The sequence below is a fragment of the uncultured Rossellomorea sp. genome (assembly GCF_947488365.1).
Taxonomy (GTDB): Bacteria; Bacillota; Bacilli; order Bacillales; family Bacillaceae_B; genus Rossellomorea.
Window position 1 is genome coordinate 332,191 of sequence record NZ_CANKZT010000001.1, and the last position, 12,636, is coordinate 344,826.

A 12,636-nucleotide genomic window follows, 5' to 3' on the forward strand; every position below is an offset into this window, starting at 1 on the left:
GCCTTTGAGGAAAAGAGCTCTCAAAGGCTGGACACTTTTTAATTAATGAAAGGTACTGGTTAATTAATAATCCCGTGTCCTACAATATCCACTTTTATAGTCGGGACAATGGTAATGGAGGGGTATGTTTCTTCCCAATTAATTTTTTCCCATGTCTTTGGATGAAAAGCAATCAACTCTCTTCCGATTCCAAATAAATCTGAGTTGGCAATTTGAATTTTTTCAATCATTTTTTGAGCATCTTTTGTTAAATGCTTTGATATTTCTTTATTCAGTCTTTTGAGTTCACTCTTATCAGTTAATTTGTCCTGAGGGTACTCTGCGATTGAAATATCCATTTTCATGTCGATTTCCACCTGAATATTTTCAGGTGTGTCAGATACAATTTTAAGCTTTGATTTAGATTTAGAAACATTGTACGTAATATAATTGTCAATGCTCATTTTTTTATCATTATCTATTTTTGAAACAAACCGAGTTGATTTTGCTTTTTGATTATTCATAAGCAGATATAGAGATGATTCTTTAAATGATAGAGTACCCGTAAGTGAATTCTTATGAAAAATACCTATTCCATCTAAAACAACTTCTCCATTTTTCATTTTAATGAGAGGAAGTGCGAAATCTTTTCCTTCATCAAACATAATGGTACAGACGGTTTGTAAATTCTGTTTAGGAACTCCTGTAGTGACTTCTGCGCTTGTTAGTAATTCAATAATAAATTCAGATATCAACACATTTTTCTCACTCAACTTAGTGAGGATCTCTCCCCCATTTCCTTCCACCACGGCCAATTTAGCAGAAATGGAGCTATTGGGATCACGATAGAATATATCTAAAAATTTATAGATATCTTTTTTAGCTAATTCTTCCCCCAATAAAAACACCCGGTTTTTTGAAGGTTCAAACACTCCGGAAATTTTCCTATCCATACTCATTCTTGTTTCACGAATCGTTTTCCCCTCACCTTGTACCACCACATTAGTAGGGGTTCGATCCTTAAAGTCACGAATGATGGCAGTCGCTCTTATGGTATCCTCATCAACCATATCAAAAGAAGAGGAGAAAACGAGCCTTCCGTTTTTCAGTAATCGTTGATCCCAACACCCTGTCAAACAAAGGTTAATGATAAGTAGGACGGATACTAAAATGCACTTTTTCCTCATGCGTTCTCTCCTCTTTCCTTTTTCTTGAAAACAAAAGAAATTCCTAATAAAAGAAATGGAATGACAAGTATGAAGAGATAGGAGGTATTAATCACCCATTTGTTGTACAACTCCATTTCTGCTTCTTTATTGGGAATTAAGGCAATGATAAAAGATAAACTGCCAAAGAAAATGGTTATGACAGAACGTTTGATGCGCTTGATTCGCATGAAAGAATGGGTTATTCCCTCCGTCGATAAGAAAAGATAACTGGTTAAAGAAGTAATAACACTTACTACCCAAAGTGAAACAAACACCAAATCAATTCTTTCGACAACTTGCAAATACAGGGATTTCACATAGTATAGAACCGGCTGAGGAACAATGACTAATTCCTCTGGACTGAACGTTATTAGGCTGACAATGGTAAGAAAGGTATAGATCAATGTCACAGAGAGATTGGCCATTGATGCTGAGAATAAGACGGACCGTTCCCCATTATGCTGAAAATAAGGAAAAAGAAACAAAAGCAATTCAAAACCAAGCATTGAAAAATAGGCTTCTTTTATCCCTTTGAGAATATTGATCCTACCTGATTGTCCGATTGGAAGCAAATACCTCCAATCAACAGGGTAAATGATCAATACAACGATGGATATCAAGATCAGAAAGAAAATCAGCACTGAAACAACAACATACACATTGCAAATGTCAGGTAGTAATTCCTTCCCTAAATAGATGGCTGTTCCCATTAATAGAAACATTATAATCCATTTGGGTGTCAGGGTAAGTACCCACGTTTTAATGATGGCAGTTGAATACATTAAAATAAGGCTGGTTACAAGCAATCCATAAAACACATAGGAAACATTAATGAATGTCCCTCCTGCTTTTCCTACCAGCTGTATTGAGTATTGGAAAAGTGACTTAGCGGGGAATCTTCTGCCCAAGACCCACAAAGTCGTTATTAGCAATTGAACAACAATACCGGCCAGTAATACTGAAATCCAAGCATCACCTTTAGAAATGGAGAATACGCTGAATGGAAGGCCAAGAACCCCTACACCAATTTGAGTTTGAATAATGAATAACATCAATTGTATGGACGAGAGATTAGTCTGATTCTTCATTTTTTTCCCATCCTCGGGGATCCGTCGTCTTCCACTTATACTGCGGCTTCAAATCCTTTGGTCTTTCTTTCATCAGCCAAATGGGTACACGGATAAAGGTGTCTTTAAGTGACTTGAAATCCAAAGGTGCAACAGGATATAAATAATATTGACCTAATGATTTGAGCGTCGACATATGTATTAACAGCAACATCAACCCGATTACGATTCCGAGAACTCCGAATAATGCAGCAAAAATCATTAGCGGAAATCCTAATATTCTAACGGAAGTACTCATTTCATTAGATGGAATAACAAAGGAAGATATAGCTGTAATCGCAACTACGATAACCATCGTATTTGAAACCAAATTTGCTTCAACAACTGCCGTCCCAATTACAAGTCCCCCTACTACCCCAATGGTTTGAGCGATGGGATTCGGTAATCGTATCGCAGCTTCACGAAGTAATTCCAAGGTCAATTGCATAATGGCTGCTTCAATCAATGGAGGAAATGGAACATATTCAAGGGAGCTTTTAATCGAAAAAATAATTTCGACTGGAATGATTTCATAATTATACGAAATGACGGCAATATAAAATGCGGGTAAACAAAGGGTTGCAATAAAACTGATTAATCGAATGAATCGTATAAATGAACCGATAAATGCCCGATTATTATAGTCCTCCGATGTTTGAAAGAAGGAAAAAAAATTCACAGGCAAGAGTAAAACGGTAGGGCTTCCTTCCATTACCAGTGCAATTCTGCCTTCCATTAGATTTCCGACTACACGATCCGGTCTTTCCGTATTTAAAAACTGAGGAAATGGAGAATATGAATGATCTTCTAAAAATTCCTCAAAGTATCCGGGGGACTGAATCGAATCTGTTTGAACAAAATTGATCCGGTTCTCAATCGTTTTCAACAATTCAGGATTTGTTAAATGAGATAAAAAAACTAAAGCGTACTTTGTTCTCGTTGTTTTTCCTATGCTTGAGTATTTCACAGTCAATTTCGGATTTGAAACTCTCTCTCTTATGAGATGCACATTTTCTGTGATATTTTCACTGAATCCTTGATGTGATCCCCTAATCACCTTTTCATTTACTGGTTCATATCGATTATTAAGAATCTTAGGCATACTGATAAAGGTCAGGATTTCACTGTCTTCCGCAAGTAAAAGACAGTGTCCATCCACCATTGCACTGAGTGCCTCATCTAAATACAATGTTTCTTTAATACTATTAGTACTTACGACATCACATATATCGCCGGAACCTTTTTCTAATATAGGCTTGATAATATACGTCTGTAAGCTCCTATTATCAATGACAGAATCAATAAACATAATGGTCAATATTTTACTATTGAAGGTTAATTCTCTTATTTTCAGATCATCTGTATTAAATAGACCGTTTCGAAAATAAGTGATTTTCTCTTCTAAAGTGAGAAATTCAGGCACTACTTCTTCTTTTTCTGAAAGCAGCTGTTTTGGTATTCTTCTTTTCCTTTTATTAAACGAACTCATATTAGCACCTTCAGTAAGAATCTTTTTTTCTATGCTTCCCAAAGAAGGTGCCATTATGCATGCCCATGGCTCGTATTAACGTTTCTTCCCGTCTATTTGCATACCCCATACCTCTTCTAATATGGATATGAATGTTTCATTTATACCTCCCCATTGATAGGAGTGATCGCTATGTAAATTCTCCAGAGCTCGGTCCATTTTTAGTAAATCTTCTTTTAGATACTCTTCCATATGCTTTAGGTGATGGGCCTCTTTCCCTTTAACTCTTGAGGTCACCATGGAAATAATCGTATTCTTTATATCTTCATACATATTAAGGTGGTCAATCATTTGGTTGATCCCATTTGGTGGAAACGTTTGATACTTCATAATCCACTTACAAGCAAGCCACGGCCTGATGATGGTCATCCATTTCTTCGTACCGTTTGGATCATCCTTCAAACATTTCTCCATATTGCGTTTTGTCATGTGATAGTAATGAATTAAACAGCGGTCTGGAGAAAAAGTCTGATCTCGCAGCTTCCTGATTTTTTCTATGGTCGGGTGCTCAATATACACATTTTCATCTGTTAACCACTCCAATAGAGATGGGTTTGATTTACGAAGAAGTTTGAGAGCTTTACTCAGGTCCCATCCCCCGAATTCAATGGCATGGTGTGTAGATTTTACAATTACGTCCTTTGTCTGTTGAAGATTTAGATACGCGGTTGTCTCTCGTATATATATAAACCGGACATCATAATCGCTGTCATCTATATGATACCCCCATGCTCGACTTCCAGCTTCGACAGCATACAATATCTTAATCTCCTCTTCTCTTTCTATACACCTAAGATCGTCTAATATGATCCTTCTCAAAAATAATTCTCCTTCCCTTTATATATTAGTAGGGTTTTCCTTTCTGTTTTTGATATACTTATTCACACAAACAAGTCGATAGGTAGAGGTGAATAGCTTGACCAAGAAAAAGATGTATTCGTGGAGCTTACAAATTCTTATTATTCTTACCATTATTTATGTTTCAACTAAGATTTCATTTTTATTTGAACCGATTGTCGTATTTGCTTCAACATTATTTTTCCCCATTATCATTTCAGGATTTCTGTATTTTTTATTAAATCCATTAGTCAATCTCCTGGAGAAAGCAAGACTGCCGAGAACCATCGCCATTATCGTGCTTTACGCTGCTATCGTTGGTGTGATGGTGTTAATTATAGGAAATATCGCTCCTATTCTCTCAAAGCAAATAACAGGGCTGTTCAATGAACTTCCTGAGTATGCAAGACAAACGAGGAATTTTATCGAATACTTATCTGAAACTCAACAATTCAAATGGATGATGAGTCAAGATTACGTATCACTTAAAGATGTGGAAAATCAGTTAGTGGATTTCGCCAATACATTACCGGATAATATCACCACTGCACTTAAAGGATTAGTCAGTGTTCTGACCAGTATTACGATACTGATTGTAACCGTACCTTTTCTACTATTCTTTATGTTTAAAGACGGCCATAAATTTCCTAAGGCCATTTCAAAATTCCTTCCTCCTGCCTACCGGGAAGAAGGAATCAACACGTTAAAGGATACGAGTGATACACTTGCTGCCTACATACAAGGACAATTAACGGTTGCTTCATTTGTAGGGACCCTTACTTTTATCGGGTATTTGATCATTGGTCTGCCATATGCTTTGGTTATGGCATTAATAGGTGCAGTCACCAATATCATTCCTTTTATCGGACCGTTTATCGGTGCTGCGCCGGCTATTATAGTAGCCTTGTTCGATTCCCCGACTAAGGCCATATTGGTCGTGGTGGTTGTAACAATCGCTCAGCAAATAGAAGGGAACCTCCTTTCACCCCTTATTTTAGGAAAGCGTCTGGATACTCATCCAGCGACGATTATCATTCTATTGCTGGTGGCAGGAAACTTAGCGGGTATTCTTGGAATGATCTTAGCCGTTCCTTTTTACGCTGTAACAAAAACCATAGTATTAAATTTAGTGAAGTTCATTAAACTGAGAAGATCTGCGATTCAAGAATGAAAATAAAGAGACAACCGGGCTTGCCCGGTTGTTTATTTTTGAAGTGATTTAAACGTGGTTGTTGAATCGGAAGAATCTGAAAGTGCAGTTATGTCATTTTCCATGTTTCCCTACTCCAACGATCACATCTGTTTATACATAATCACATGAGGCCCGATTGGTTCTATTTCAAATACTTCCCCCAATTGAGTTAAGCCCAATTTCTCATAATATGGACCAGCTGAAATTCTGGCATTGCACCACCACATTTCACACCCTTTTCCTTTTAGAACATCTTCACTGTATGCAATGAGCTCCTTTCCAACGCCTTTCCCTCTATAATCTGGAAGGGTGGCCATTCCTCTTAAACGGTAAGGCAGATTTCCGTTCAAATCCTTTAGTGCTTCCTGATAATAGGAAGCAATACTGATCAGTACGTCTTCATCGAAAGCACCTATGTGAAAGGAACTTTGGGCTAAATCCCCTTCATACTGACACTCCTCTATCGATTGAGTTGGCCTTAAGATCTGTTGTCTGATCCTATATGTATCAGTAGCTGAAATAAAACGAATGTGAATCATCATTTTTCCCCTCCATTTTAAACCCGGTTTTTTTTATAATCTTTTCAGATATTCTGTCGATAAAACCGTTTCATACATATCACCCTCTCTCTTTTCAACCCAATAGGCGGAAGCTTGGACTCTTGAACTCACTACTTTGTAAAGACTTTCATCCTTAAAATGCAAAGCGGCACCATCATCCACTCCATAGCCGGCTTGTAGTTTCCCCTTATCAATAAACGAATGATAAAGGGGACGCCGTTTTTCTTCACCATCATAATGCGGGGAATGACTTCCCTTTACGAAACCCAATCCTTTAATCGTTTCTAAGTCTTCTCCATAGGAATCAGTAATTCCTTCTTCAAACCAACAAATCGAGCCTGCGCTCAAACCTGCAAGAACCGTCCCTGATTCCCAAGCTTTCTTGAGGATCGAATCAATCTTCCACTCTCTCCATAGAGCAAGCATACTCTTTGTATTGCCTCCACCCACATAGATAATGTCCTTATCAAGAAAGAATCTCTCTAAATCTTTGGTTGGCAATTTGAATAGTGATAAATGGGAAGGCTCACACGGAAGCGAGTGAAAAGCATTGTAAAATCGCTCTATATACCCTTCAGCATCTCCACTGGCCGTAGGCAAAAAACAAACCTTTGGATTTGATTCCCCAGCCTGATTTAAAATATATTGATCTAAAAGCAGGTTCTCAGGCTCCATCGAAAATCCTCCTCCACCCATTGCGATAATCTGTTTCATTGAATTCACACTCTCCCTCTATTCAAAATTTTTCGATAAGTAACTTAATCCTATCAAAATCATTGAACTTAGCGTACATTTTTTTAAATCAAGAAAAAAATCCTATCGAAAGACCCTCTATACGAAATAGAGGGTCTTCGCTTACTTCTTATCCTGTTAATAAAATCACTTACCAACACCTGACGTTTTTTTCTTTTTCATTTTCATTTCTTTTTGGAATGAAAGAATTAATCCATATGTCATGACAAATAAGATAATGCCTAATGGTAAGGCTGTGATGATGGTGGCGGCTTGCAATCCGCTGATGCCGCCAGTCCCCATCAAGATTGCCGCAATGGCAGCTAGTACGATCCCCCAGCTGAACTTCACAAAAAATGGAGGGTTCAAACTTCCATTAGACGTTTGCATCCCCAGTACAAATGTTGCGGAGTCGGCGGACGTCACAAAGAAAGTAATGATCAAGATTAGGGAAATAATCGATAGCACACCACTTAGAGGCATTTGATCATACACATAGAATAGTGCCGTCTCCAAACTTTGACCCGCTACATCTACACCTTGAACAAAGTCGTAATATAAACCTGTTCCACCGAATACACCAAACCATAGAGAACATACGATTGTAGGCACAATGATGACGGCGATTATGAACTCCCGCACAGTCCTTCCTTTTGACACCCTCGCAATGAAAGTTCCCACGAACGGTGTCCATGAGATCCACCATGCCCAATAAAAAATCGTCCAATCCTTCACCCATTGATTATTCTCCACATTAAAGGGTGAAAAGCGTAACCCCATACTAGGCAGATTTTGAACGTAGCTCCCAAAAGTGGTCAAAAACAATTCCAGGACAAATTGCGTAGGACCTGCGATGAGAAAGACAATGAATAACAAGACCGCCAATACCATATTGGCATTGCTCAAATATTTAATTCCTTTTGATAAACCAGAAGCAGCAGAAGTAATAAATAGCACCGTTGCTACTCCCATGATGATCAACTGGACTTTAAAGTCAATCGGGGTTCCCATTAGGTAATTGAGTCCACTGTTAATTTGTTGTGCACCAATCCCAAGTGAAATCGCCACACCGAAAATCGTGGCAAACACAGCGACAATATCAACAAAATACCCTATGGGACCTTTCACTCTATCTCCAATGACAGGATATAACGTGGCACTCATAAGTCCTGGCATGTCCTTCCTGAATTTATAATAGGCAAGGGCCAATGCTACGACCGCATAAATGGCCCAGGCATGGAATCCCCAATGAAGATATGTATAGCGTAATCCGATTTTAGCGGATTCAATGGTCCCACCTTCCCCATATGGTGGCGTGGAATAATGAGAAACTGGTTCCGAGACCCCATAAAAAAGCAATCCGATTCCCATTCCTGCACTAAAGAGCATAGCAAACCATGTCAATGTGGAATATTCTGGCCTGTCAGTGTCCCTCCCTAATCGAATCTTTCCATATTTACTAAATGCAAAGAAGATCGCGATGAGGAAAAAGAATGAAGCTGAAAATTGATAAAACCAGCCAAATTTGTCTAGAAGAACTCCTTGAGTATTGGTCATGATATCAATCAATGCCTGAGGAAAAATAACCCCCCAAGCCACAAAAATGATGCCGATTGTAATCGCAATCCAAAACATTGGTGTGAAATTTTTCAAATGACTTCCCCCTTAATTCGTAGATGTAGCTCTAGCATGTAGAAATAGGTATGTAAAGAAAATAAATGCACAAACTTATTATTACCCCCCATTTCCAAGAGCTAAACTAGTAAGTAACTGGAAAGTGAGGGACGGACCTTTTCAAGGTCCGTCCCTCACTCTAAATCTGCATATGTAAAATTCCCACTTTTATATTGATTTTTCATGTATCTTTATTTCATTTCGGGGCACATTATAGTAGACGGAGGTGATAAACATGACTAACAACAACAATAAAAAACCACAACAACAAAAAAATGAAGCAGAATTTGCTCAAGAGCAAAACGCTGCTGAAAGAGCTAGAAAAGCTGCTAAACAACAAAACCAAAACCAACAAAATAAATAATATCATAGTGACACAATTAAATACTTACCAAGAGACTAGTCAAGACTGACTAGTCTCTTTCTATTAGGTCCGCGCCTTAATTCTATGAATCACTTCATCTTGAGCATAGAAAAACCTCCCCGGATTGTTCCGGAAAGGTTAGTGTGATTAGCTTATTCTTGCTGGCATTAAGTGTGCACATATACAGAAGTAAGGTGTAAAATATTCGTTATATGAAGGGAGGGATTGACAGGATGCCTTCTGCCAGGTTAAGCCTGATTTTTCTTTTTAAACGGTTTGTACGCAACAAAAACCGCAAGTATTGCGGCTGCAACATTTAGTAAGGTTCCAATAACGGGAGACCCAATATATCCATTGCCATGATACAAATTTGTTAGTATCAGACCAGCAAGAAGACTTAAAATGATGTTACTTCCTATAAAAACTCCAATAAAAACAAAAAATTTCTTAGCGTTTTTCCACACAATTCAGCACTCCAGTATATTAAATATCGTTTAACTGTACATTACCAGAGTTATTTGGGAAAGACCAGCATAGGGGACTACTGATAAGAGTCGAGTATCCACTGAATGTATGCAGGCGCAAAAAAACAGAGTACGTCAGCTGACGTACTCTGTTTGGAGTTTTTTCAATTGAATTACTTTTGAACGTTAGCTGCTTGTGGTCCACGAGCACCTTCAACGATTTCAAATGTAACGTCTTGACCTTCTTCTAATGATTTGTATCCTTCACCTTGGATAGCAGAGAAGTGAACGAAAACATCGTCTTGACCTTCAACTTCGATGAAACCGAAACCTTTTTCAGCGTTAAACCATTTAACTTTACCTTGTAACATAAAACAAGTACCTCCTAGTGCAGTTGCACATAAAAATATTTATATTCCTGCTCTGATTAAGATTCAAGACGAATGTTCTTCAATCATGCATATTAACCGAACAAAAATAACTATCTTTACTATAACAGAATCTCATGCAAAACTCAAGAATTTGAATGGGTCTTTTTGTAAAATGCGAACAAGGATTTAGTCCACCTTTGAAATATTGTGTTCTTTTGCATAGAGTTTTTTGATCATACGTATTTGTCCCCTATGATTGATTTCATCTTCAAATACATGAAACCATTTAAAGAAGTTATTTCCTTTTTCACCATACCACCAGTCCGTTTCTTCATATAGCCAATCCTCATCCAGTTGTTTGAACTGATCCACCGTTTTGTTCCTGGTCATCTGCAAGTTCTCAAGGTAAAAGTCGACTCTATTTCCATTAATCAATTCGGCTGAATTACTGCCTAAGCTTAAGGCAGGTTCCAATGTCATTGCGTATTCCTCGATTTCATCATCACTTAAATTTTCGAAAGTAAGCACCTGATATATTTTTTCAACTGCATCAAAATGGGCAAGAAGCATCCCGATTGAATTTGCTTCATCGTGACATCGGTAGTCAAGCATTTCCACCGGTAAGTCCTCCACTTCTCTTATAGAAGTGAAACGTGCATAATCCATCATTGAAAGGAGTAAAGAAAAGTCTTTCTTCATTCCATTTTTTTCTTTAATTAAATACATTGAGTTGATTTCCATTGTTTCTCCCCCTCTTATTCTTCTATTACTATATATTGGATAAATAATGGGAATCTCCTTGTTTATTTTGTCGATTATTCATTTATTTAGGACAGCGCTGGGGATCCTTCAATAAATCACGTATCTCTTTAAGCAGCTCTTCCTTCTGATCGACCTTCACTTCCGCTTTGACCTCTTCTTTGCGTTCCATTTTCTTATATAGCCGTATAATAAAGAATATGACGAGGGCTATGAGGAAGAAATCCACTACGTTTTGCAGGAACACGCCATATGTAATGACTGCATCTCCTACTGTAACTTTTAAGTTCGTAAAGCTGATGCCGCCAAGTAATATACCAAGAAGGGGCATGATGATGTCATCCACCAGGGATTTGACTATTTTACCAAAAGCAGCACCTATAATGACCGCCACTGCAAGATCTATAACATTTCCTTTTACGGCAAACTTTTTAAACTCCTGCCACATTCGCATTCTCCTTTTGTTTATATATAAATGTACAGGAACTTTTCCTGTCAGGAGTTAGTTTGCCACAATTATACAAATTTATATGATGTAATAGATTTCTTTCTGCTAAACTAGTCTTTCACTATTGGCCCTCCTACCATGTAATGAAGAGATCCCACGATGTCGCGGATTCATACCTGTCATCTTTCCGCTTATGTTACGATGGAAAGAAACAATAGGAGGAAAACTTATCATGTTTACGAAGATACCAAAAGAACAGAAAGACGCAATGATTGAACGGATTCAGACGTTTTATTATGAGCAGACCGGGGATGAAATCGGGGATTTAGGTGCTGAAAATTGGTTTGATTTCTTTATGAAAGAGATTGGACCCTACCTCTATAATCAAGGAGTAATGGATTCTAAAGATGTATTGATGGATAAGATGCTTCTTTTCGAAGATGATTTGTATGCTTTAAAAAGACCGATCAATACTAGATAATCAATATATAAAAAGGAGCAGGACATTACAATCCTACTCCTTTTTTACCTTATGAAGAACGCGTTCATCAATTCGACCGTTATCATTAACTACCTCAATCGTTACGGCTTCTCTGTCTTTATCCTTTATTTCACTTATCAGCTTATCGATCTCTTCCGGTTTTTTTATGTCTACTGTTTTCTTAACCTCAAACTCTTTTGGTGATTCTCCCTGTTTACGGCTCTTTAACTCCTCATCTGTATAAATCAGATCGGTTCCCAGGGCGTTTTTTATCGTGGTTCCCTGTAGGAAGAAACGGGTTTGAAATGGAGTATTCGGTTCAAGTGCTTTGTCTGTTAGTACTCCTGTTAATGTAATCGTATTGGCCTTTTCATCTATTGTCACTCCACCATTCACGACCATTTCAGCAGCATTCCGGTTACATGCACTCAATAGAACGGCCATAAGTATTCCGGCTATGATTACTACTTTTGATCCTTTCACTAAAGTGTCCTCCTTATATGTATGTACACAATTATTTTACCAAATGTTAAATGAAAAGTGCCAGAAACAATTGTTTCCGGCACTTTTCGTCCTAATTTTTCATGAAAGAGAAATGGAATATAATAATAGGGGACTTTATGTAAAATGTATAATTGAAATAGAAGTCTCAGGGGACGTATTGAGGTTAGATATATATTCTCCAAGAAACTTGAAGGCCGGTAGTGAAAGGACATAGCTATCCATTTTTTAATAATAAAACGAAAAATCACTTGGTGGCTGGATCAAAGTCGCCAAGTCCACTCTTATTTATACTACACAGAGTGTACTGATTATTGATATAGCTTTGTTGTATCTTCATTATTTCTGTTTGATCTTACCACCAATCGAATACCTCCAATAATACAACCGGACAATTGTTAAGATATTGATAGATCAATCATTACTAATAGA

At 37.7% G+C, this 12,636-nt stretch carries 15 protein-coding genes; 3 read left to right on the forward strand and 12 right to left on the reverse strand.

The window, feature by feature from the left end; translation table 11 throughout:
* Window positions 1-59: 59 nt before the first annotated feature.
* The 4 genes from Q1B03_RS01790 to Q1B03_RS01805 all read right to left on the reverse strand — a co-directional run bounded on the left by Q1B03_RS01790 (window position 60) and on the right by Q1B03_RS01805 (window position 4,640).
* Window positions 60-1,166, reverse strand: coding sequence for a Ger(x)C family spore germination protein (locus Q1B03_RS01790; RefSeq protein WP_299737531.1), 1,107 nt, complete (start codon window positions 1,164-1,166; stop codon window positions 60-62).
* Window positions 1,163-2,275, reverse strand: a complete 1,113-nt coding sequence (locus Q1B03_RS01795) for a GerAB/ArcD/ProY family transporter (protein WP_299737533.1) — start codon at window positions 2,273-2,275, stop codon at window positions 1,163-1,165. Before Q1B03_RS01795 ends, Q1B03_RS01790 begins: the two co-directional genes overlap by 4 nt.
* On the reverse strand, window positions 2,259-3,782 hold the full coding sequence (locus Q1B03_RS01800) for a spore germination protein (protein WP_299737536.1): 1,524 nt from the start codon (window positions 3,780-3,782) through the stop codon (window positions 2,259-2,261). Before Q1B03_RS01800 ends, Q1B03_RS01795 begins: the two co-directional genes overlap by 17 nt.
* Window positions 3,783-3,857: 75 nt before the next feature.
* A complete protein-coding gene (locus Q1B03_RS01805) occupies window positions 3,858-4,640 on the reverse strand; it encodes a DNA polymerase beta superfamily protein (RefSeq protein ID WP_299737539.1) in 783 nt (260 codons plus the stop codon).
* Between the two features lie 97 nt (window positions 4,641-4,737).
* On the opposite strand from Q1B03_RS01805, the gene Q1B03_RS01810 reads away from it, so the two are divergent.
* Complete coding sequence (locus tag Q1B03_RS01810; RefSeq protein WP_299737541.1) at window positions 4,738-5,829, forward strand: AI-2E family transporter; 1,092 nt, start codon at window positions 4,738-4,740, stop codon at window positions 5,827-5,829.
* Between the two features lie 122 nt (window positions 5,830-5,951).
* Here Q1B03_RS01810 and Q1B03_RS01815 read toward each other — a convergent pair whose 3' ends face one another.
* From Q1B03_RS01815 to Q1B03_RS01825, 3 genes are all read right to left on the reverse strand, one after another.
* Complete coding sequence (locus Q1B03_RS01815) at window positions 5,952-6,392, reverse strand: GNAT family N-acetyltransferase (RefSeq protein WP_299737542.1); 441 nt, start codon at window positions 6,390-6,392, stop codon at window positions 5,952-5,954.
* Window positions 6,393-6,422: 30 nt separating this feature from the next.
* A complete protein-coding gene (locus Q1B03_RS01820) occupies window positions 6,423-7,124 on the reverse strand; it encodes a peptidase E (protein ID WP_299737544.1) in 702 nt (233 codons plus the stop codon).
* Between the two features lie 165 nt (window positions 7,125-7,289).
* Window positions 7,290-8,795 carry a BCCT family transporter gene (locus Q1B03_RS01825; protein ID WP_299737546.1) on the reverse strand — a complete coding sequence of 502 codons (1,506 nt, stop codon included), beginning with the start codon at window positions 8,793-8,795 and terminating at the stop codon, window positions 7,290-7,292.
* A 256-nt stretch (window positions 8,796-9,051) separates the two neighbouring features.
* Here Q1B03_RS01825 and Q1B03_RS01830 point away from each other — a divergent pair, with 256 nt between their 5' ends.
* A complete protein-coding gene (locus Q1B03_RS01830) occupies window positions 9,052-9,180 on the forward strand; it encodes a hypothetical protein (protein ID WP_299737548.1) in 129 nt (42 codons plus the stop codon).
* Window positions 9,181-9,428: 248 nt separating this feature from the next.
* On the opposite strand, the gene Q1B03_RS01835 is transcribed toward Q1B03_RS01830, so the two are convergent.
* The 4 genes from Q1B03_RS01835 to mscL form a co-directional block, all read right to left on the reverse strand.
* Window positions 9,429-9,644, reverse strand: a complete 216-nt coding sequence (locus tag Q1B03_RS01835) for a hypothetical protein (protein ID WP_299737551.1) — start codon at window positions 9,642-9,644, stop codon at window positions 9,429-9,431.
* A gap of 173 nt (window positions 9,645-9,817) precedes the next feature.
* Window positions 9,818-10,015: a cold-shock protein CspD gene (gene cspD / locus Q1B03_RS01840; RefSeq protein ID WP_032088076.1), complete on the reverse strand. Its 198-nt coding sequence runs from the start codon at window positions 10,013-10,015 to the stop codon at window positions 9,818-9,820.
* 186 nt (window positions 10,016-10,201) lie between these two features.
* Window positions 10,202-10,756 carry a DinB family protein gene (locus Q1B03_RS01845; RefSeq protein WP_299737564.1) on the reverse strand — a complete coding sequence of 185 codons (555 nt, stop codon included), beginning with the start codon at window positions 10,754-10,756 and terminating at the stop codon, window positions 10,202-10,204.
* 82 nt (window positions 10,757-10,838) lie between these two features.
* Entirely contained in the window at window positions 10,839-11,222 is a 384-nt protein-coding gene (gene mscL / locus Q1B03_RS01850) for a large conductance mechanosensitive channel protein MscL (RefSeq protein ID WP_299737566.1), read from the reverse strand.
* Window positions 11,223-11,454: 232 nt separating this feature from the next.
* On the opposite strand from mscL, the gene Q1B03_RS01855 reads away from it, so the two are divergent.
* Entirely contained in the window at window positions 11,455-11,703 is a 249-nt protein-coding gene (locus Q1B03_RS01855) for a DUF2164 domain-containing protein (protein WP_299737568.1), read from the forward strand.
* Window positions 11,704-11,736: 33 nt separating this feature from the next.
* On the opposite strand, the gene Q1B03_RS01860 is transcribed toward Q1B03_RS01855, so the two are convergent.
* Complete coding sequence (locus tag Q1B03_RS01860; protein WP_299737570.1) at window positions 11,737-12,186, reverse strand: hypothetical protein; 450 nt, start codon at window positions 12,184-12,186, stop codon at window positions 11,737-11,739.
* Window positions 12,187-12,636: the final 450 nt, after the last annotated feature.